Below are 21,187 nucleotides of genomic sequence, written 5' to 3'. Positions count from 1 at the left end.
GGGCCCCTCGCCCGGGGGTTTCCCCGCCTTTTTTCCAACCTGCGGCGCCCCCCCGGGGCTGTGGCCGTGCGGGGCACCTCCGCGCTCTCAGGTGAGGTTGTCGACCCAGAAGAAAACAGTCCGCAGGACCGCCCCCGGAGCACCGGCGCCGAAGCCGACCACCATGGCCTGGCCGACCGCCACGTCCGCGGGGTCGACGCCCTGGGACCAGGTGATCCTCGCGTCGAGGCCGGGGATGGTGTTCCCCGGGGCGTACGAGCGGAACGATCCGCGCGCATGGGCGACCAAGGTCCCGTTGCGGCGCAACTCCGCCCTGCGCAGGCTGGTGGGCCTCAGTTCGTAGCTCCGGTCGCCGACGACGGCGGTGCGGGTGCGGTTGCGGGTCCGGCTCATCGGCACGTTCTGGCCGTTGATGTTCATCGCGCCGTGTTCGCGGTCCGGCACCACCGTGACGGTCGGCATCCCGGCCCCCTGCACGCGGGCGATGACGGACGGCCGGCGGTCGTGGCTGATCCGTATCGGCCCGAAGGGGCCGTTGACCACACGCTGTCGGAGCTTGGGCATGCCTGGGCTACTCCTGAAGACCGGGTACCGAACAGCGGAGCCGCCGTGACGGCAGCTCCGCTGTTCGCTGAACGTTATCGACTTAGAAGTCGTCGTCGAAGGAGACCGAGCCCTCGACCGCCACCTGGTAGGCGGACACCCGGCGCTCGAAGAAGTTGGTCAGCTCCTGGACGTTCTGGAGCTCCATGAAGCCGAACGGGTTGGTCGACCCGTAGCGGATCGGCAGACCGAGGCGGGCCAGGCGCTGGTCTGCGACGGCCTCCAGGTACTGGCGCATCGACTCGGTGTTCATGCCGGCCAGGCCGTCACCGCACAGGTCGCGGGCGAACTGGAGCTCGGCCTCGACGGCCTCCTCCAGCATCTCGGTGACCTGCTTGGCCATCTCGTCGTCGAAGAGGTCGGGCTCCTCCTCGCGGACCGTGTCCACCACCGACATGGCGAAGTCCATGTGCATGGACTCGTCGCGGAACACCCAGTTGGTGCCGGTCGCGAGACCGTGCAGCAGGCCCCGGCTGCGGAACCAGTACACGTAGGCGAACGCGCCGTAGAAGAACAGGCCCTCGACGCACGCCGCGAAGCAGATCAGGTTGAGCAGGAACGCCCGCCTGTCCTCCTTCGTCTGCAGCGAATCGATGTGGTCGACCGCGTTCATGTACTTGAAGCAGAACTTGGCCTTCTGCGCGATGGAGGGGATGTTCTCCACTGCCGCGAACGCGGCCGCGCGGTCCTCCGGGTCGGGCAGGTAGGTGTCCAGCAGCGTCAGGTAGAACTGGACGTGCACGGCCTCCTCGAACAGCTGGCGCGACAGGTACAGCCGCGCCTCCGGGGAGTTGATGTGCTTGTACAGGCTCAGCACGACGTTGTTCGCGACGATCGAGTCGCCCGTCGCGAAGAACGCGACCAGCCGGCCGATCAGGTGGCGCTCGCCCTCGCTGAGCTTCGCCAGGTCGGCGACGTCCGAGTGGAGGTCCACCTCCTCGACGGTCCAGGTGTTCTTGATCGCGTCGCGGTACCGGTCGTAGAACGACGGGTAGCGCATCGGGCGCAGCGTCAGCTCGAAGCCGGGGTCGAGCAGCATCTTGCGGTCTTCGGGGGTGCTCACTGGCAGGCCTCGCAGGACTCGGGGTTCTCCAGGGAGCAGGCGATGGCGGCTTCCTGCTCCGGGGTGAGGGTCGGGGTGTTGACCGGCACGGGCGCGGCGGCGCGGGCGGTGCCGGACGCGGCCTGGGCGATGCGGGTCGCCGGGCGCGAGCGCAGGTAGTAGGTGGTCTTGAGACCGACCTTCCACGCGTACGCGTACATCGAGCTGAGCTTGCCGATGGTCGGCGCGGCCATGAACAGGTTCAGCGACTGGCTCTGGTCCAGGTACGGCATGCGGGCCGCGGCCAGGTCGATCAGCGCGCGCTGCGGCAGCTCCCAGGCCGTCCGGTACAGCGAACGGACCTCGGCCGGCAGCCAGTTGAACTCCTGGACGGAGCCGTTGGAGTCGCGCAGCGCGTCGCGGGTCTGCTGGTCCCAGACGCCGAGCTCCTTCAGCTCGCGCACCAGGTACGGGTTGACCTGCAGGAACTCGCCGCTCAGCGTCTCGCGCTTGAACAGGTTGGACACCTGCGGCTCGATGCACTCGTACACGCCGGCGATCGAGGCGATGGTCGCGGTCGGGGCGATCGCGAGCAGCAGCGAGTTGCGCAGGCCGGTCTCGGCGATGCGGGCGCGCAGGGCCGTCCAGCGGTCGGCCCACTGCGGGGCGGCCGTCGGGAAGTGGTCGATGTGCAGTTCGCCGCGGGCGGCGCGGGTCTCGCCGTACGCCTCGTGGCGGCCGAGCTGCTCGGCGAGGTCGGCGGAGCGCTCGTAGGCGGTGAGCATGATGCGCTCGGCGATCAGGGTGGAGAGGGTCTTCGCCTCGGCGGAGTCGAAGTCGATCCGCAGCTTGAAGAAGACGTCCTGGAGGCCCATCACGCCGAGGCCGACCGGGCGCCAGCGGGAGTTGGACGTGCCCGCCTCGGTCGTCGGGTAGAAGTTGATGTCCACCACGCGGTCGAGGAAGGTGACGGCGGTGCGGACGGTGGCGTCCAGGCGCTCCCAGTCCATCGCGCCCAGCAGGTCGTCGGCGGTGGCGCCGGCGGCGACGTGGGCGCCGAGGTTGACCGAGCCGAGGTTGCAGACGGCGGTCTCGGAGTCGTCCGTGACCTCCAGGATCTCGGTGCACAGGTTGGAGGAGTGCACCGTGCGGCCCGGCAGCGCGGTCTGGTTGGCGGCCCGGTTGGAGGCGTCCTTGAAGGTCATCCAGCCGTTGCCGGTCTGGGCGAGGGTGCGCATCATGCGGGCGTAGAGGGTCTGCGCCGGGATGGTGCGCACGGCCTTGCCGGCCTGCTCGGCCTTGCGGTACGCCTCGTCGAAGTCGGCGCCCCACAGGTCGACCAGCTCGGGGACGTCGGCCGGGGAGAACAGCGACCAGTCCTCGTCGGCGTTGACCCGGCGCATGAACTCGTCCGGGATCCAGTGCGCCAGGTTGAGGTTGTGGGTGCGGCGCGCCTCCTCACCGGTGTTGTCGCGCAGCTCCAGGAACTCCTCGATGTCGGCGTGCCAGGTCTCCAGGTAGACGCAGGCCGCGCCCTTGCGGCGGCCGCCCTGGTTGACCGCGGCGACCGAGGAGTCGAGGGTGCGCAGGAACGGGACGATGCCGTTGGACTTGCCGTTGGTGCCGCGGATCAGGCTGCCGCGCGAACGGATGCGCGAGTAGGACAGGCCGATGCCGCCGGCGTGCTTGGACAGCCGAGCGATCTGCGCGTAGCGGTTGTAGATCGAGTCCAGGTTGTCCAGCGGGGAGTCGAGCAGGTAGCAGCTCGACATCTGCGGGTGCCGGGTGCCGGAGTTGAAGAGCGTCGGAGAGGACGTCAGGTACTCCAGGCGGCTCATCAGGCCGTACAGCTCGGCCACCTCGCGCACCGACTGCTCGGAGTCGCCGACCGCCAGGCCGCAGGCGACGCGGAGCAGGAAGTGCTGCGGGGTCTCGATGACCTTGCGGGTGATCGGGTGGCGCAGCAGGTAGCGGGACTGCACGGTGCGCAGGCCGAAGTACTCGAAGCGGTCGTCGCCGTGGGCGTCGATCAGCGCGTCCAGGGCGGCGGCGTGCTTGGCGACGAAGGCCGCGGTGGTGTCGCCGATCAGGCCCTCGGCGTGGCCGACGGCGATCGAGGCGGAGAAGGAGACCGCGCCCTGGCTGTTCGCCTCGTCCACGATCTCCAGGGCGAGCAGGCGGGCGGCCAGCTTCGAGTACTGGGGGTCCTCGGCGATCATCGACGCGGCGGCGTCCACGGCCAGCCCGCGCAGCTCGGCGAAGTCCGAGCCGGCGTGGCGGCCGCGCAGCGCGGCGGCGGCGACATGGCCGGGGTCGACCTCGGTGAGGTCGGCGCTGCGGTCGGTGAGCAGCCGCAGCAGCGCGCCGCCGGGGTCGGAGACCGTCGGGTCGGTGAAGGCGGTACCGGAGCCCTGGGCGGGCAGGGTGGCTGAGGCAGCGGTGGTCAAGGCGCTCTCTCCTGGCGGCGATCGGCGGCGGTGATCGGGTGGCACCGGGCCGATCTGGGCAGGGGAGCACGGCGCGAACGCGGAGCGCGTCGCGCGACGGTGTCTCCCCGGCCCGCCCGCGAGGCCCGGAGGGGTACTGCTCGTGCTGGCGCGGCCTCTGCGGGAGGGCCGTGGCGCACGCCGCCGGCAGGTACTCGGACTCGCGGGCACGGCTGCTGGAGCCGCCCGCACACCGCTGCGGGGCAGTCCCGGATTCCCACCGGGTTCCCCTGCATCGACAGCAGGAGTGAGCATACATGTAGTGGTGTCTCAGTGATGCGGCACCAGATGTTGTGCGGCGCGGTGTGTCGGGGCGATGACCGGCGGTACCGGGCGAGTGGCCGTTCGTGGCCGTCCGGGGCCCGGATCCGGGCGTTCGGCCGGGCCTGATCCGCCCCGGCGCCCGGTCTCCACCCGCCCCTGATCCGCCCCCGGTCCCCGGTCTCCACCCGCCCCGGCGCCCGGCCCTCGCCCGCCCCGGCGCCCGAGCCGATCGCACCGCGCCCGGGCCCGGCCGACCCGGCGTCAGGGCCGGCTCCGCCCGGCGCCCGTCCGGGTTTCGATACGGATCGGTCACCGGGGGGATCAGCGGTCAGGGGGATGCCCTACGATCTGGGCGCATGAGCGACGGAACTGGCGTACCTGGGCAGGGGCCGCAGGGAACGCCCCCCGCCGGGTCGGGGGGCGCACCGAATCATCAGCCGCCGGGGACGGGCCCGGTGGCGCCGCCGAGCGGCGGTTTCGGCCCGCCGCCGGCCTCCTACGGGCCGGTGGTGCCGTCCGCGCAGCCGCTCTCGCAGCCCGTTCCGCCGGTGCCGCAGCCGGTCGCGCAGCCGCAGCCGCAGCCGCAGCCGCAGCCGCAGCCCCAGGCCGTGCCGCAGGCCCAGCCCGTCCCGCAGCCGATGCCGCCGCAGCCCCAGCCGGTGCAGCCGATGGCCGCCGCCCCCCAGTGGCAGCAGCAGCCGGTGCCGCCGCAGCGCGTCGAGCCGGACTGGGAGGCGCTGGCGGACCGCAACGAGGCCGCCGCCAAGCGCAAGCGCCGGATGAAGGTCATCGGCATCGTGGCCGCGGTCGTCGTGGTGGGCGGCCTGGTGGCGGGCGGCGCGGTGCTGCTGGGCAAGAAGGACGGCCCCAAGGAGGCCGGCGGCGGGCCGACCCCGGCGCCCACCTCCGGCCGCCCGACCCCCGGTCCGTCGAGCGCCACCCCGGGCGGGCAGGCTGACGACCCGTCGAAGCCGATCTGGGAGGCCGCCACCGATCCGGCGCCGCAGGACGCGGGGGCGCTGTTCTCCGCGACGCAGGTGACGATCAACGGCGCGACCTGGACCCGGACCGTGGTCTCGCTGGACCAGCCCTGCTGGGACGGCAACTCCACCACCGGCGGGCTGGGCAAGGTCCTCGGCGACCAGGGGTGCCAGAAGGTGCTCCGGGCGACGTACGTCTCCGGCGACAGCGCGGTGACCGTCGGCGCCGCGGTCTTCGACCACAAGATCCAGGCCGAGACCGCGATGAAGAACTTCACCGGCCAGCTCAAGGGCCTTCCCGCGCCCGGGGCCCCGGCGTTCTGCGCCAACGCCGGCTGCCCCGGCACCCACAGCAGCCTGGGCCGGTACGCCTACTTCACCGTCGAGGGCTCGGCGAAGGGCGGCAACGCCCCCGACGCCACCGCGAGCGCGGCGGCCTCCGGGTTCGCCGAGCACGTGAAGGGCCAGCTGCTGCAGCGGGCCAAGGCGGCGGGCTCCGCGACGCCCGGATCCCAGGGCACGCCGCAGGGCACGCCGGCGGCCACCCCGACCGGCTGACGCGCCGGCACCCCCGGTGCGGCAGGAGCGTTCGCCGGGACCGGGGGACTGTGGCAGGCTCTCACGGAGTCATTCGTACGCGTGTTCCGGTTGCGTCCGTGGGGGTCGGTACCGGCGAGCAACCGGAGGAGCGGTCGTGGCCCTGCCCAATGCCCTGCGCGGCAAGTCCGCCGTCCTGGCCGCGGCCGGGATCGTGGTCGTCGCGGGCACCTTCGCGCTGCTGGGCCGTGACGACCGGGTCGACGGGACCCAGCCGGTGCGGGTGCCGGTGTCGGTCGGTGCCCCCGGGCGCACCCTGCCGCCCGACGTGGGCCGGGACCTCCTCGCCCGGGACCCGCAGGCCTCACCGAACGCCCGCGCCGTCGAGCAGTTCCTGACCGACCTGGAGCGCCAGGCCCGTACCGGGCAGAGCGGCGGGACGGTGATCGGCCAGCACGTCGAGGCGCACAACGAGCGCAACAACCCCGAGTACGGCGACTACCGCGGCACCAAGCAGGTCGGCTACTACTACAAGAAGGCCGCCGACATCACCGGGAAGCTGCCGGGCTTCCTGGAGACCGACCTCGGCCCCGGCTACGGCCAGAACGCCTGGGGCGTGGGCAACCCGCGCTCCTACTCCGCCGGCCGCTGGCCCACCTGCCGGACCGGCTGGCAGTACACCGATGACGCCGTCGACCTGATGGCCGCCGTCTGGTCCGGCCACCCGCGCCCTGACGACGGCACCTACGACAGCTCCGGCGTCCAGCAGAACTGCGACGGCAGCAGCACCGAACTGCCCGACAACGGCGGCGCGCCCGCCGGGATCGTCGGCATGTCCTTCCACGAGCCCTACCCCGGCTCGGACGTCAAGTCCTTCGACCGGGTGCTCTGCGCGAACTCCCCGGCGGCGAAGGACCCGGGCTGGTTCGGCCGGGTCGTGGACGCCGCGCACGACACCGCCGAGTACCGGGCGCTGATCACCGACCTGTCGTACCTGGCCGACCACCTGGAGTACCTGGCCGCCCACGACGTGCCCGTGCTGCTGCGCCCCTACCACGAGATGAACGTGCAGGACTGCTCCCGCCGGTTCTGGTGGGCGGGCCAGAAGCCGGCCGACTACCAGGCCCTGTGGAGGATCACCTACAAGTACCTGGTGGAGACCAGGGGGCTGCACAACCTGCTGTTCGTCTGGACGCCGGTGTCCTGGGACGGCGCCCCGGGCGTGGACCCCTGGGACTACTACCCCGGCGCCCAGTACGTCGACGTGGTCGGGGTCGACGACTACAGCGGCAGCCCGGCGCACCCGATCGGCACCGGCGAGGTGTGGACCAAGCGCTACTACGACGGACTCGCCGCCTACGACAAGCCGCGGATGCTGGCCGAGTCCTTCGCCGTCCCCGTCAACGCCCGCCAGCCGGACACCCTGCGGCGCACGCCCTGGACGATCTGGACGGTCTGGGGGCAGTCGCTCACCGCCGCCAACCTGGCCCCGGACCAGCCGCGCAACGCGGCTGCGGACGTCAACGCGACCTACCACAGCCCGCTGGCGATCACCGGCGGCTCGGGTGCGTTCGGGGGGACCGTCGACTGGGGCGGGCTGCACGTCCGCTGAGATCCACCGGATCCCGCCGGGGGCGCCCGGGGACGCTCCGGGATCCGCCGAACGGGCGGAATTCCGGGTCCCTTGCGGCGTGTGGCATCCTGTGGCGGCGAAACCGAGGGCTGCGTGCACGGTCGGGTGAGGGTCCGAAGGGGCGGGGGTAGGGGATGGCACAGACACGTCCGATACGCGGGGGCGGTGGTCTCGCGGTCGGTTGGGGTGCGGTGCTGCTCGGTTGGGCGGCGTACAACTGCTTCGGCCAGGTCGGCTTCGCCGCCTACCTCAAGGGCATCTTCTACTACGGCGGCAGCTCGGTGGCCGCCGAGACCGGGAGCCTCAACTACGGTCTGCTGTACCTGGTTGCGGGGATCCTGCTGTTGCGCGGGCGCAGTTGGGCACTCGGGGTGGCGGCAGGCGTGGCGCTCGTCGAGGGCTACAACCGGGTGCGCAGCCTGACCGGCGCGCTGCTGGACCGGCCGCAGCGGGAGTGGTTCACCGGGACCACCGAGGGCTGGCTGAAGCTCGCGACCTTCGCGATCGGCGTGGTCGTCACCACGGTGCTGATCCTGCTGCTGGCCCGCTCCGCGCGGGGGGAGCGGCCGGAGGCCGCGCCGGCCGGGGAGCCGCACTGGTCGATCATGCAGACCGTGCCGTCGGCGCCGACGCCCGTGCCGTACGGCCAGCCGCAGCCCGGATGGCCGCAGCAGCAGCCGGCCCAGCCCGTCTGGCACCAGCAGGTGGCACCCCAGCAGCCCCACGCCCAGCCCCAGCGGCAGCCCGCCGGCTGGCCCCCGGCGCAGCCGCAGCCCCCGCAGCCGCAGCCCCCTCAGCCGGTGCCGTACGCCCAGCAGCCCACGCATACGGCGCCGTCGTACCAGCCGACCGTCGCCCAGCAGCAGTGGCCCGCCGCGCCGTCCGGTCCCGGCCCGGGCGGGGCGGCCCCCGGACCGGTGGCGCCCGGCCCGGGCGTGCCGCCGCCGGCCGACACGCCGCCCGCGGACCGCCCGCCCCAGGCCTGACCGCTCACCGACGACCCGCGCCCCAGCTCGGGGCCGGACCGACACCAGACGAGGAACGACTTCCGACCATGACGACGACAGCCCCTGCGCGGACGGTGCTCACCACGTCCCGGGAGGCCGCCCGGCTCGCCGAGCGACAGATGTCGTGGAAGCCCCGGGTGCTGCCGTTCTACGTCGCCTTCCTGATCATCTTCGCCTTCTCCCTCTGGGCGTACGTCCCGAACCCGACCCCGCTCGGCTGGGCGATCACCATCCTGTGGGGCATGCCGGTGTTCGGCGTGCTGATCGGCTTCCAGGGCGTGCTGATGGTCCGCCGGCGGCTGCGCCAGGTGGACAAGATGACCCCGCCGGCGCCGGTCGAGGACGACTTCCTGATCGTGCTGGTGCCGACCATCGGCCGCCACGACACCTATCCGGCGCTGGAGCGCTCGGTGCTCTCGTACGTCGAGCACCTGCCGCCGTACTTCCCGTGGATGCGGGTGGACATCCTCACCGAGGAGGGCTGCGCCGCCGCGGAGAAGATCGACGAGCTGGCCGAACGCCACCCGCTGATCCGGGTGGTGACCGTGCCGAAGGCGTACGAGACGGCCAACGGCACCAAGTTCAAGGCCCGCGCCAACCACTACTCGCACGAGCTGCGGATCGAGGAGGGCGAGGCCGAGGACGACGTCTGGGTGCTGCACATGGACGACGACACCGGCGTCGGCCCGGACACCGCCGCCGCGGTCGCCCAGTTCGTCAACCGGCAGCGCCGCGCCGGTGACGACGCCAAGCACATGGCCCAGGGCATCCTGACCTACCCGCGGGAGAACGCCGTCTCCACCTTCACCTGGCTCGCCGACGCGATCCGCCCGGCCGACGACATCGCCCGCTTCCGCGCGATGACCGGCACCGGTACCCCCATCGCCGGCGTGCACGGCGAGCTGCTGATCGTGCGCTCCTCGGTGGAGGCCACCATCGGCTGGGACTTCGGGCCGAAGACCATCGTCGAGGACGCCCAGATGGCGTTGAACTTCTGCCAGCGCTACCCGGGCCGCAGCGACTGGTTCAACGGCCGCTGCTACGGCGCCTCCCCGGCCGGCGTCAAGGACTTCCTCAAGCAGCGCGAGCGCTGGGCCTGGGGTCTGGTCGCGCTCTGCTTCAACAAGACGATCCCGTTGCGGTACCGGCTGTTCATCGGGATGGGCATGGTCAGCTGGGTGCTCGGCCCGCTGCAGCACGTCGGCCTGGTGCTGATGGTCGCCTGGTTCACCGGCACCTGGAACACCTCGCCGGTGACCCAGTCGGTGGTGCTGCTGTGGGCGATCAACTTCGCGTACGTGATCTGGACCTACTGGGAGGGGCTGCGGCTGAACGTGGTCTCCTCGGCCAACCACCGGCGCAAGTGGTGGGAACCGATCGTCGTGGTGGCCTGCATCCCGCTGTTCTCCTTCCTGGAGGGCTGGGGCGGCCTGCGGGGACTGATCAAGTTCCTCAAGCGCGAGGAGAACAAGTTCGTCGTCATCGCCAAGCCGGCCTGATCGGAAAGCACGACTGTGAAACGCCCCGCGATCTTCGTCCTGCCGACCCTGGTGCTCGGCATCACCGTCGCCGTCCCGGTGGTCTGGGGTGACCATCCGATCAGGTTCGACCACCGGCGTCCGACCGAGGTGCACTGGGCCGGCGCGCCGACCGAGCAGGGCCGGGTCTGGGGCTTCGGCAAGGACGCGCCGCCGGCCCCCGCGGACACCGGCCCCAAGGTGGCCCGACCGTGGACCAAGGGCAGCCCCGAGTGGGGCGTGCAGGTGTACTGGCTGGACGACCCGGCGGACCCGGACAGCTTCGTCCAGGGCAAGGTCGACCGCATCGTCAAGTACGTGGTCGGGCTGAACGCCAACTCGCTGTCGGTGACGTTCCCGTACTACACCACCGGCACCAAGTCGAACGCCGTCGCCGCCCGGCCGACCTCACCGACGCCGGAACGCCTCGCGCTGCTGCTCGACGCCGCCCACCGGGCCGGCCTGCGCACCACCGTGCGTCCGATCATGGACGAGGAGGTGTTCGACTACGTGCACACCCTGAAGTGGCGCGGCAACATCGCCCCGACCGACCGGGACGCCTGGTTCGCCAGCTACGCCGCCTTCCTGGCGCCGTACCTGAAGACCGCGCAGGACCACTCGGTGGCGGAGTTCACGATCGGCACCGAGTTCAACTCGCTGGAGGGCGACCCGCACTGGCAGGGCCTCATCGACGAGGCCCGGAAGGCCTTCCACGGCGAGCTGGTGTACGACGCGAACTTCGACAACTGGTCCAAGGGCCCGATAGCGGTCCCCGCGGACGGGACGGGCGCGGACGCCTACCCCCCGGCGAAGAACGCCGACGACGACGCTCCGATCGCCGACCTCAAGGCCAGTTGGAACGCCTGGCTGGACAAGCGCGGCAAGGGCCCCCAGCCCACCACCAAGCTCACCGAGGTGGGCATCCCGGCGCAGAAGGGCGCGTACAAGACGCCCGGCGAGTACTACAAGAAGACCGAGCTGAACGAGGCCGTGCAGGCCACCTGGTTCACCGCGGTCTGCCAGGTGGCGCAGGAGCGCAAGCTGCGCGGACTGTACTTCTGGTCGCTGTACTTCGGCATCGACCCCACCCTGCCGACCACCCCGGACACCCCGCGGATGGACTACGCCGGGCGCCCGGAATCCGAGAAGGCGATCCGCGACTGCTTCGCGCAGACGTACGAGGTCCCGCAGCAGTAGCGGTCCCCGAGGGTTCCGGGCCGGCGGCTCGATCCCGGGTACGGCCGCGGTCCGCTTACGGCTGGGGCCGGGCTACGGCTGCGTCTCCGCCGGGTGGTCGCCGGTCCCGGCGGTCGCCCGGCCGGTCGGCGTCCTGGTCGGCTTGGCCGGGGTGGACCGGCCCGTCGGCCGGGTGGTCGCCGTGGGCGTCTGGCCGGCCCTGGGCGTGGCGGTCGGGGTAGCCGTCGGGGTCGGCGTGGCCGCGGGGGTCGGGGTGGGCTCCGGGCCCGGGTGGTCCGGCCGGGCCCCGGACAGCGCGTCCGCGATCTGCTTCTCCAGCCACGGGGTCACGAACCGCATGCCGGCCGGCGTGAGGTGCACCCCGTCGTTGGCGGGGGTGACCCGGTGGCCGTCCTTGTCCCGCCAGACGCAGGTGTCGTACGGGCAGTAGAAGGTGTCCAGGTCGAGCAGCGTGACGGTGCCGCCGGAGGACTTCACGAAGTCGCCGACCTGCTGGTTGTAGCAGGTGCCCCAGGTCTTGTTGATGGCGCCGTTCTCGACGCGCTCGTTCATCAGCAGCACCTGGGCGCCGGGCGCGCGGCGGCGGACCTGCTCGGCGGCCTGGGTGAGCTGGGTGCGGTACCGGTTGCGGTAGTCCTCGTCGCAGGGGTTGAGCCAGGTGCCGTCCAGGTACTGCTCGGCAGCGTCCCAGCCGAGGTGGATCACGACGGCCTCGGGCGCGGCGGAGTCGAGCTGCCGGTCCCACTCGGCCGTCCGGTTCCGGCAGTCCGTACTGGTCTCGAACTCCGTCCCGGAGGTGGTGCGCACCTTGTCCGGGTCGAACACGCCGCAGCCGCTGATCCCGCCGTCGACCACCCGGTAGCGGTCGCCGTGCCGGTACAGGCCGGTGGCGAGGTCCTGGGCGAAGGAGTCGCCGAGGACGAGGACCACGGGCTCGCTGCTCGACCCGGACTTCATGTCGTGGGTGACCCAGGCCGGCAGGTACCAGGCGCCGGTGGTGGCCACCGCGGCCGTGACGGCCAGCAGCGGAACGGCCGGGAAGGCGCGCCAGCGCAGCACCCGCAGCTTCTCGGTGGCGGTGTGCAGCAGCCAGGCCAGCACCCAGGAGACCGGTGCGCCGATCAGCAGCAGCTTCTGCGGCGATATGTCGTCGACGTAGTGCTGGAGCAGCCAGTACACCGGCAGGTGGAGCAGGTAGAGGCTGTAGGAGATGGTGCCGGTGAGCCGTACGGGGGGCAGCGACAGCAGCCACACCAGCGGGCCGCGGTCGTGGCAGAGCGAGGCGGTCAGGACGGCGGCGAGCGCCGCCACGAGGGCCAGTCCGCCCTGGTAGAGCCACGGTTCGTGGTACGAGCCGACCGACAGGCTGGCCCAGACCAGGCCGCCGAGGGCCGCGGTGCCGACCAGGGTGGGCAGGGCGGCGCCCCCCGACGGGCCCCGCCGGGGGCGGCCGCCGTCCGCTTCGTCGGCAGCCGTCGCGCGGACCCGGCGGCGCATCCACAGGTAGACCCCGAAGGCGGCGGTGGCGCCGGCTGCGAAGCCGACGGCGCGGGTCTCGGTGCCGAGGTAGAGGCGGTCGCTGTTGTCGCCGTCCCACATCAGCGGGGCGACGGCGGCAGAGGCGACGAACAGGACGGCGGTGGCGATGCCGGTGGCCCGCAGGGAGCGGCGGCACAGGCCGAAGATCATCAGCAGCAGCACCGGCCAGACCGCGTAGAACTGCTCGGTGATGCTGAGCGACCACATGGCCGCGAGCGGGTCGATCGAGGCGAAGTGCTGCCAGTAGGCGTCACCGCGGGAGAGCTGCGCCCAGTTGGCGATCTGGGCGAGTGCGGCGAGGGCCTGCGGGCGCAGGTCCTTGACGTCCCGTAGCGGACTGACCAGGGCGGACAGCCCGACCACCAGGATGACGGTGGCGAGCAGGCCGGGCAGCAGCCGCTTGGCGCGGCGGCGGTAGAAGACGCCGAGCCGGATGCCGTCGGTGCGGTCCAGCTCGCGGATCAGCACCAGGCTGACCAGGAAGCCGGAGAGCACGAAGAAGACGTCCACGCCGAACAGGCCGTTCTGGAACCAGTCGGTGTGGTACAGCAGCACGGAGGCGATCGCGACGCCGCGCAGCCCGTCGACCGCCGTGAAGCGGACCGAGGGCGGCAGGGGGCCACGCGGCTCGGGGACCGGTGCGGGAATGGCGTAGCGGCTGGTGGTGGGGGCCTTGATGCCCCGTGCCTCGCGCATGTCCTGCAGCGTGGGGCCGCTTCCGGGCACGCCGAGACCGGGCCCGTCGTCCATGTGGTGCGTCCCCCCGGGGTCGATCGACTTCCGCGACGTGTCGAAGACGTGTCTTGATCTGTGGTTTATATCAAAAGTCGTCTGTTGATCGTCCGCCGGTCACCGGGGAGGGGGCGCCCGGTGACGTCCACCGGGGCGTCAGAACGCCATGGTGTAGACCATCAAGTCCATCCCCGGGTACGGCGCCCAGTCGCGGGCCGGGGTGCGCCGGAAGCCCGTGCGCTCGTAGACGCGGTGCGCGGCGGTCATCTGCGGGCGGGTGGAGAAGGCCATGCCGGCCAGGTCGAGGGCGCGGCTGCGGGCGATGGTGGCGCGCACCAGGGCCTCGCCGACGCCGCGGCCGCGGGAGGCGGCGGCGGTGGCGAGCATCCGGATCTCGCCCTCCTGCGGGGTGGCGATGTCGGCCCACGCGGTGCCGCCGACGGCGAAGGTCACGCAGCCGAGGACCCGTTCGTCGGACGCGTCGACGGCGACCAGGAGTTCGGCTTCCCGGGCCCGGCGCCCGGCGTCCCGCAGCAGGCCGACGTAGTCGCTGGTGGGCCGGGTGTGGCCGTCGCCGACGAAGGCCTCGACGGTGACCCGGCCGGCGTCCTCGAGGTCGCGCGGGAGGGCCTGGCGGATGAGGAAGTCCATCGGGCCAGTGTGCCGGAGCCGTGGGCGGTGCGGATCTCGGGGGTGGAGCGGACCGGGAGGGTGGCCGGGTCGGCGGAGGGGCGCAGGGAGGCGGCGGGCATGGTGCCGTACAGCCGGTCGGGGCGGGCGGGGTCGGCCGGGTAGCCGCCCGGGCGGTGGTAGTTGTCGCGGCCGGTGGCGGCGCTGCGGGAGAGTTCGCGGCCGATCATGGTGCCGAGGAGGCCGAAGCCGCCGACGGCGCCGGCCAGGGCGAGTGCGGTTGCGAGGGTGCCGGGTTCCATGGACACCACTGTGGCCGGGCGGTGCGGGGCCCCGCGAGTGGCAGGAATGACCGTTTGCCTCGAATTCCTGCCACCGCGGGCCTTCCCCGCGCCCGGCCCTGCGGGGCATGCTGGGCGGCATGCTGAAGAACGTCGTCGCCGTGGTGCTGGAGGAGGTCCACCCCTTCGAACTGGGCGTGGCCTGTGAGGTGTTCGGCCTGGACCGCACCGCGGACGGCCTGCCCGGGTACGACTTCGCGCTGGCCGGCGCCCGCCCGGGCCCGCACGCGACCCACTCGGGCTTCGCGGTGGACGTCCCGTACGGGCCCGAGCGGCTGGCCGGGGCCGACCTGGCGGTGGTGACGGCCTCGGGGATCCGGGAGCGGTACCCGGAGCCGCTGCTGGAGGCGCTGCGGGGGGTGGTCGCGAACGGCGGGCGGGTGCTGTCCATCTGCAGCGGCGCCTTCGTGCTGGGCGCCGCCGGGCTGCTGGACGGCCGCCGCTCGTCGACCCACTGGCGGCACAGCGAGGAGCTGGCCGAGCGGTTCCCGGAGACGGTGGTCGAGCCGGACGTGCTGTACGTGGACGACGACCCGGTGATCACCTCGGCGGGTACGGCGGCGGGCATCGACGCCTGCCTGCACCTGGTGCGCAAGGTGCAGGGGGCCGAGGTGGCGCGGGCGATCGCCCGCCGGATGGTGGTGGCGCCGCACCGGGAGGGCGGGCAGGCCCAGTTCGTGAACCGTCCGCTGCCCGAGGGGGACGGCGACTCGCTGGCGCCGCTGCTCGACTGGATGCGCCACCACCTCGACCAGGAGGCCACCGTCGAGCAGCTGGCCGCCCGGGCGCACATGTCGCCGCGCACCTTCGCCCGGCGCTTCCAGCAGGAGACCGGCACCACCCCGCACCGCTGGCTGACGGGGCAGCGGGTGCTGCTGGCCCAGCGGCTGCTGGAGTCGACCACCGAGTCGGTGGACGTGATCGCCGCGCGCTGCGGCTTCGGCAACGCGGCCGTGCTGAGGCACCACTTCGGGCGCCGGCTGGGCACGACGCCGCTGGCGTACCGGCGCTGCTTCGCCGACTCCTGCTGATCAGCCGGCCAGGTGGTCCACGGCGTTCCAGCCGTCCGGCCGCAGCCGCCCCTCCTGGGCCCGCCACACGCTGGTGGAGCAGTTGTGCACCGGCCCGAGCGCGGTGAGCTGCGCCTCGGTGAGCCGGTCCAGCGCGTAGCGCAGCATCAGCACGGTGCAGTCGTGGGCGACCAGCAGGACGGGCCGCCCGGCCTCCTCCTCGCAGAGGTCCCGCAGCAGGCTGCGCACCCGCAGCGCGACGTCGGCCCAGGACTCGCCGCCGGGCGGCCGGTAGTACAGCTCGCCCATCTTGCGCCGCCGGGCCGCCTCCTCCGGGTGCTTGGCCTCGATGGCGGCCTTCGGCAGCATCTCCAGGATGCCGAGTTCGCGGTCGCGCAGCCGCTCGTCGTAGCGGACGGCCGGGGTGACGGGGACGGCGCCGAGGCCGGCGGCCTGGGCGAGCGCGATCCGGGCGGTCTCGGTGGTGCGCACGTACGGCGAGCACCAGACGCTGCGCGGGCGGTCGGCGCCGGGCAGGGCGGCCCACCAGCGGCCGAGCGCCTGGGCCTGCTGCCGGCCGCGCAGCGACAGCGGGATGTCGGCGTCCCGGCAGCTGATCGGGACGCTGAGCGCGCCGACGGCCTCGGCCAGCTGGAACTCCACGTTGGCGGTGGACTCGCCGTGCCGGGTGGCGATCAGCACGGACGGCAGCCGGGTGGCCGCCGCCGGGCGGTGGGCGGTGACGTGGTGGTGCGGGCTCTGGGTGGACTGGTGCTGGCCGTTGAGGGTGGTGCCGAGTTCTGCCATGGCCGCGAGCTCCCCGTGGGTCGATCAGGTTCCGGCCGGTCGCCGGTCCGGTCTGGTGGTGCCCGGCGTGCACGCCTGTTCATACATATGATCGCGCCGCCTCCTCCAGTGTTCACGGAGAAGGCGGCACGATCACAGGGCGCGCGCGGCGGCAATCAGTGCGCCGCTACGGGCTCCGGCGCGTTCTCGAGCTCGTCGTCGCCGGCCTCGGCGCTGTAGTCCGACGGCTTGGTCTCGTCCGGGCCGTCGGGCGCCTTGACCGCCCGCAGCACCAGGGTGAGCGCGACCGCGACGATCAGGTTGAGCGCGAAGGCGGTCAGGCCGATGTAGCCGATCTCGCCGATCCCGGGGATCTCGGCCGCGTTGCCGCCGAAGTGCTTGGTGGCCGGGCTGGCGATCCCGTAGGCCTTCCAGGTGCCGTAGACCATGCCGGCCGCCCAGCCGGCGAACAGCGCCCAGTGGTGGAACCAGCGGGTGAACAGGCCGCCGACGATGGCCACGAAGGTCTGCAGGATCCACAGGCCGCCCAGCAGCTGGAGGTTGATCGCGGCCTGCTTGTCCATGCCGAGCACGAAGACCAGCGCGCCCACCTTGACCAGCAGCGAGACCAGCTTGGCGATCCGGGTCTCGTCGGCGGGGGTGGCGGCGGGCTTGAGCCACTCCTTGTAGACGTTGCGGGTGAACAGGTTGGCCGCGGCGATGGACATGATCGCGGCGGGCACCAGCGCGCCGATGCCGATCGCGGCGAAGGCCACGCCGGTGAACCAGTCCGGGAACATGTCCGCGAACAGCTGCGGCACCGAGAGCTGGGCGTTGAAGCCCTTGACGCCGCCGCCGACACCGGCCGCGATCGCCATGAAGCCGAGCAGTGCCAGCAGGCCCAGCATCAGCGAGTAGGCGGGCATGATCGCCATGTTGCGGCGCACCGTGTTGCGGGACTTGGAGGCCAGCACGCCGGTCACCGAGTGCGGGTACATGAACAGGGCCATCGCCGAGCCGAGGCCCAGCGTCGCGTACGTCCACTGCTTGTTGTCGGGGACGGTCAGCGAGCCGGCCTTGGTCTGCTTGAAGTGGTCCGCGGCGGCACTGAAGATGTGCCCGTAGCCGCCGAGGCGGATCGGGATGTAGACCACCGCGACGATGATCACGATGTAGACCAGGGCGTCCTTGACGAAGGCGATCAGCGCCGGGGCGCGCAGCCCGGAGGAGTAGGTGTAGGCGGCCAGCACGCCGAAGGCGATGAACAGCGGCAGGTCCTTGACGAACCAGTTGGCGTTCGCGCCGCCGCCGACGCCCAGCACGTCCAGCACCGCCTGGATGCCGACCAGCTGGAGGGCGATGTAGGGCATCGTGGCCAGGATCCCGGTCAGCGCGACGACCAGGGACAGCGGCCGCGAGCCGTACCGGCCGCGGACGAAGTCGGCCGGCGTCACGTAGCCGTGCACCCGGGAGACCGACCAGAGCCGGGGGAGGAAGAGGAAGACCAGCGGGTAGGCGATGATCGTGTACGGCACCGCGAAGAAGCCCGCCGCGCCGCTCGCGTACACCGCGGCCGGGACGGCCACGAAGGTGTACGCGGTGTAGAGGTCGCCGCCGAGCAGGAACCACGTCACCCAGGTGCCGAAGCTGCGTCCGCCCAGGCCCCACTCGTCCAGGTGGGCCGCGTCGTCCGCGCGGCGCCAGCGGGAGGCGAGGAAGCCCATCGCGGTGACCAGGAGGAAGAACAGCACGAAGACCACGAGGGCCGGCACGTTGACGTCCTTCATCGCGCACCGCCCCGGCGGGCCGCGGCGCGGGCCTTCTCGTCCCGGTTGATCAGCAGGTACGCGGCGACGGTGAACACCGCCGAGACCGGCACCCAGAGCAGCTGGTACCAGTAGAAGAACGGCATTCCGGCCACCGCCGGGTCGTTCTTGTCGTACGAGGACACCCAGAGCATCGCCACGATCGGCACGAGCAGGGCGAGCCCGGCCAGCACCCGTTCCGGGGTCACCGCGGGGACGGGCCGCCCCGCTGGCTTAGGCATGACAGGTTCGGTGGGGGCTTGGTCAGACGGCATCTTCGGCTCCGCTCCGGAGGGTTCCCCGTCGGCGCCGCAGCCCCGGGAGCCGTCGCGCACCCCCGTGAGCCCGCCGAGCAGCACCATCGGTGATCGGCAGTCAGTACGGCTGCGCAATCTAGAGCATGGAGTGATCCATGTCACCGGGATTGGCGCAACTTCCCGGCATCCGGACACGAACGGGCACCGGCGCGCAGGGCGCGCGCGCCGGTGCCCGAGGTGTGGAAGGGCGTGAGGGGGAGGAGTCGCCTACTCCGGCCGCTTCAGCCGGGTGATGAACTTGTAGCGGTCGCCGCGGTAGATCGAGCGCACCCACTCGACCGGCTCGCCCTCGGCGTCGAAGGAGTGCCGGGAGAGCTGGAGCATCGGCAGGCCGAGGTCGGAGCCGAGCAGTCCGGCCTCGCGCGGGTTGGCCAGGGTGGTCTCGATGGTCTCCTCCGCCTCGGCCACGGTGACCCCGTAGACCTCGCGCAGCGCCGCGTACAGCGAGTTGTGCTTGGCGAGGTTGCGCCGCAGGGCGGGGAAGCGCTTGGCGGACAGGTGGGCGACCTCGATGGCCATCGGGTCGCCGTTGGCCAGCCGCAGCCGCTCGATCCGCAGCACCCGGCCGCCGGGCTTGATGTCGAGCAGCGGGGCGAGCCGGTCGTCGGCGGTGATGTAGCCGATCTCGATCAGCCGGGAGGTGGGCTCCAGGCCCTGGGCGCGCATGTCCTCGGTGTAGGAGGTGAGTTGCAGGGCCTGGGCGACCTTGGGCTTGGCCACGAAGGTGCCCTTGCCCTGGATGCGCTCCAGCCGGCCCTCGACGACCAGTTCCTGCAGGGCCTGGCGGACGGTGGTGCGCGAGGTGTCGAACTGGGCGGCCAGGGCGCGCTCGGGCGGGACCGGGGTGCCGGCGGGCTGGGTCTCGGTCAGCTGGAGGAGGTGGCGCTTGAGGCCGTAGTACTTGGGGACGCGCGCGGTCGGGTCGGCGCCGGGCGTCGGGAGGTCGTTGACCTCGGGGTCGTCGACCTGGGCGGTGGTTCCCCCGTCGCTGCTCATCGGACCTGTTCTCCCGCTTCTCGCGGAGCCCTTTACAGCCCCGCCACATCGTTAACGGGTCACATCGTTGCATGTATGGCTACGGAACGAATACCTCATCACGCGATGAACGATGTGCGGTGTCGGCTTGATAACGGGTGGTCGGGATCGGTCGAACAGCCGTTGACAGGCCCATTGGTCTAGGCCAAGCTCCAGGCATCTGGTCTACACCACTAGGCCGGTAACGATGAATCCCCCCACCCGTTCGAAGGGGTCCGCGGCACCTTTCCTCCCGCTTCGCGTGGGTCTGCCGCTGCCACCCGACGGGGGCAACCCAGGCATCCCTCAGGAGGATGGCGTGAAGCGTCAGCTCATCGCGGCGGTCGGCGTCGCAGCAATGGTCGTCGGTCTGGCGGCTTGCAGCTCGGACGGCAAGAAGGACGGTGACTCCAAGTCGTCCTCCGCCTCGGCCGCCGACAAGTACAAGGGCAAGACGCTCAAGGTGTGGACCATGACCGGCTCGGCCCCCAAGGGCTGGACCGACGCGGTCAAGACCGAGTTCGAGACCACCTACCCGGGTTCGAAGGTCGACTTCCAGACCCAGGAGTGGACCGACATCGGCCCGAAGATCACCGCCGCGCTGTCCGAGGGTTCGGTCGACGTCCTGGAGCTGGGCAACACCCAGACCGCCGGTTACGCCGCCTCGGGCGGTCTGCTGGACATCACCAAGGACAAGGCCGCCCTGGGCGGCGACGCCTGGGCCGCCAACCAGAACGAGGCCGCGGTGCTGGACGGCAAGCAGTACGCCGCCCCGTGGTGGGTCTCCAACCGGGTGGTCGCCTACAACAAGGACCTCTGGGCCAAGGCCGGCCTGACGGGCGCCCCGAAGACCCTGGACGAGTTCTACGCCGACCTGGACAAGCTGAAGGCCACCGCGGGCGTCACCGACCCGATCTACCTGCCGGGCCAGGAGTGGTACACCTACTTCGGTCTGCTCACCGGTGAGGGCGGCAAGATCGCCAAGAAGGACGGCGACAAGTGGGTCGGCGGCCTGTCCTCGCCCGAGGCGCAGAAGGCCTTCGAGACCTACAAGAAGCTGCAGGGCTACTCGGTCACCGGTCCGAAGGACAAGGACGAGGCCACCCCGCAGCAGAAGGACGTCTTCGGCAAGGGCGACGTCGGCACCATGATCGCGCTCGGCTGGGAGCTGCCGGACGAGAAGACCATGGCCAAGGACAAGATCGGCTTCTTCCCGCTGCCGGGCAAGACCGCCGACAAGCCGTCCGGCGTCTTCATCGGTGGCTCGAACCTCGCGATCGCCTCGCAGAGCAAGAACACCGACATGGCGAAGGACTTCCTGAAGATCGCCCTCAACGACAAGAACGAGGGCCTGGTCGCCGCCGCCGGGAACATCCCGAACAAGCCGGCGCTGAACAGCCAGCTCACCGGTGAGTTCGCGAAGGCCGCCCAGGCGGCCACCGCGGTCGGCGGGATCACCCCGAACACCCCGAACTGGGCCAGCGTCGAGAACAAGCCGAACCCGATCAAGGACTTCCTGACCGCGGCCCTCCAGGGCGGCGACTACGCGGCCACCGCCAAGAAGTACGACGACGAGATCGCCAAGCGGCTCAACGAGAAGCAGTAAGCATCGAGCGGCGTCGCTCACCGGCCCCCGGCGGGGGGGCGGGGGGGGGCGCCCCGACGGCGGGGGCGGGGTGGGGGGTAGTGTGAACATATAGGTGGATCCCACCGCTGTACAACAGTCGCCCCAACCGCGGTGTGGGGT

Annotated in this window: 16 protein-coding genes and 1 riboswitch; of the genes, 7 read left to right on the top strand and 9 right to left on the bottom strand. The window is 71.9% G+C overall.

What is annotated here, in order from left to right; translation table 11 throughout:
- Positions 1 to 87 precede the first annotated feature (87 nt).
- From ABT247_RS19985 to ABT247_RS19975, 3 genes are all read right to left on the bottom strand, one after another.
- On the bottom strand, positions 88 to 564 hold the full coding sequence (locus ABT247_RS19985; RefSeq protein ID WP_350744141.1) for a hypothetical protein: 477 nt from the start codon (positions 562 to 564) through the stop codon (positions 88 to 90).
- Positions 565 to 646: 82 nt separating this feature from the next.
- On the bottom strand, positions 647 to 1,642 hold the full coding sequence (locus ABT247_RS19980) for a ribonucleotide-diphosphate reductase subunit beta (RefSeq protein WP_350744143.1): 996 nt from the start codon (positions 1,640 to 1,642) through the stop codon (positions 647 to 649).
- Between the two features lie 20 nt (positions 1,643 to 1,662).
- Positions 1,663 to 4,068 (bottom strand): ribonucleoside-diphosphate reductase subunit alpha, encoded by a 2,406-nt coding sequence (locus ABT247_RS19975; protein WP_350744142.1) that lies wholly within the window; start codon positions 4,066 to 4,068, stop codon positions 1,663 to 1,665.
- Positions 4,069 to 4,260: 192 nt separating this feature from the next.
- Positions 4,261 to 4,392, bottom strand: a riboswitch (cobalamin riboswitch).
- Positions 4,393 to 4,850: 458 nt separating this feature from the next.
- Between ABT247_RS19975 and ABT247_RS19970 the strand changes: the two genes are divergently transcribed.
- The 5 genes from ABT247_RS19970 (at position 4,851) to ABT247_RS19950 (ending at position 11,266) form a co-directional block, all read left to right on the top strand.
- Complete coding sequence (locus ABT247_RS19970; protein ID WP_350744140.1) at positions 4,851 to 5,933, top strand: hypothetical protein; 1,083 nt, start codon at positions 4,851 to 4,853, stop codon at positions 5,931 to 5,933.
- A gap of 136 nt (positions 5,934 to 6,069) precedes the next feature.
- Complete coding sequence (locus ABT247_RS19965) at positions 6,070 to 7,524, top strand: glycoside hydrolase family 26 protein (protein WP_350744139.1); 1,455 nt, start codon at positions 6,070 to 6,072, stop codon at positions 7,522 to 7,524.
- Between the two features lie 155 nt (positions 7,525 to 7,679).
- Entirely contained in the window at positions 7,680 to 8,531 is an 852-nt protein-coding gene (locus ABT247_RS19960) for a hypothetical protein (RefSeq protein ID WP_350744138.1), read from the top strand.
- A 68-nt stretch (positions 8,532 to 8,599) separates the two neighbouring features.
- Positions 8,600 to 10,051 (top strand): glycosyltransferase family 2 protein, encoded by a 1,452-nt coding sequence (locus ABT247_RS19955; protein ID WP_350744137.1) that lies wholly within the window; start codon positions 8,600 to 8,602, stop codon positions 10,049 to 10,051.
- 15 nt (positions 10,052 to 10,066) lie between these two features.
- Positions 10,067 to 11,266 (top strand): glycoside hydrolase family 113, encoded by a 1,200-nt coding sequence (locus tag ABT247_RS19950; protein ID WP_350744136.1) that lies wholly within the window; start codon positions 10,067 to 10,069, stop codon positions 11,264 to 11,266.
- Positions 11,267 to 11,338: 72 nt separating this feature from the next.
- Here the strand turns inward: ABT247_RS19950 and ABT247_RS19945 are convergent, their stop codons facing one another.
- Both ABT247_RS19945 and ABT247_RS19940 read right to left on the bottom strand, forming a co-directional pair.
- Complete coding sequence (locus ABT247_RS19945; protein WP_350744135.1) at positions 11,339 to 13,501, bottom strand: SGNH/GDSL hydrolase family protein; 2,163 nt, start codon at positions 13,499 to 13,501, stop codon at positions 11,339 to 11,341.
- A 192-nt stretch (positions 13,502 to 13,693) separates the two neighbouring features.
- The gene (locus ABT247_RS19940) at positions 13,694 to 14,188 is read right to left on the bottom strand and encodes a GNAT family N-acetyltransferase (RefSeq protein WP_350744134.1); all 495 of its coding nucleotides are present in this window, start codon (positions 14,186 to 14,188) and stop codon (positions 13,694 to 13,696) included.
- A 400-nt stretch (positions 14,189 to 14,588) separates the two neighbouring features.
- Between ABT247_RS19940 and ABT247_RS19935 the strand changes: the two genes are divergently transcribed.
- Positions 14,589 to 15,539, top strand: a complete 951-nt coding sequence (locus ABT247_RS19935; protein WP_350744133.1) for a helix-turn-helix domain-containing protein — start codon at positions 14,589 to 14,591, stop codon at positions 15,537 to 15,539.
- On the opposite strand, the gene ABT247_RS19930 is transcribed toward ABT247_RS19935, so the two are convergent.
- The 4 genes from ABT247_RS19930 to ABT247_RS19915 form a co-directional block, all read right to left on the bottom strand.
- Positions 15,540 to 16,325: a histidine phosphatase family protein gene (locus ABT247_RS19930; protein WP_350744132.1), complete on the bottom strand. Its 786-nt coding sequence runs from the start codon at positions 16,323 to 16,325 to the stop codon at positions 15,540 to 15,542. It lies immediately after the preceding gene.
- A 155-nt stretch (positions 16,326 to 16,480) separates the two neighbouring features.
- Positions 16,481 to 18,091, bottom strand: coding sequence for a monocarboxylate uptake permease MctP (gene mctP, locus ABT247_RS19925; protein ID WP_350744131.1), 1,611 nt, complete (start codon positions 18,089 to 18,091; stop codon positions 16,481 to 16,483).
- Positions 18,088 to 18,351 carry a DUF3311 domain-containing protein gene (locus tag ABT247_RS19920; protein ID WP_350744130.1) on the bottom strand — a complete coding sequence of 88 codons (264 nt, stop codon included), beginning with the start codon at positions 18,349 to 18,351 and terminating at the stop codon, positions 18,088 to 18,090. Before ABT247_RS19920 ends, mctP begins: the two co-directional genes overlap by 4 nt.
- Before the next feature lie 282 nt (positions 18,352 to 18,633).
- Positions 18,634 to 19,422: a GntR family transcriptional regulator gene (locus tag ABT247_RS19915; RefSeq protein ID WP_350744129.1), complete on the bottom strand. Its 789-nt coding sequence runs from the start codon at positions 19,420 to 19,422 to the stop codon at positions 18,634 to 18,636.
- Positions 19,423 to 19,759: 337 nt separating this feature from the next.
- Between ABT247_RS19915 and ABT247_RS19910 the strand changes: the two genes are divergently transcribed.
- On the top strand, positions 19,760 to 21,046 hold the full coding sequence (locus tag ABT247_RS19910) for an extracellular solute-binding protein (protein WP_350744128.1): 1,287 nt from the start codon (positions 19,760 to 19,762) through the stop codon (positions 21,044 to 21,046).
- The last annotated feature ends 141 nt before the right edge of the window (positions 21,047 to 21,187 follow it).

Source organism: Kitasatospora sp. NPDC001539, from assembly GCF_040298565.1.
Lineage (GTDB): Bacteria > Actinomycetota > Actinomycetes > Streptomycetales > Streptomycetaceae > Kitasatospora.
Note: the sequence above shows the minus strand (reverse complement) of the source record. Positions and strands in the feature narration are given on the sequence as shown.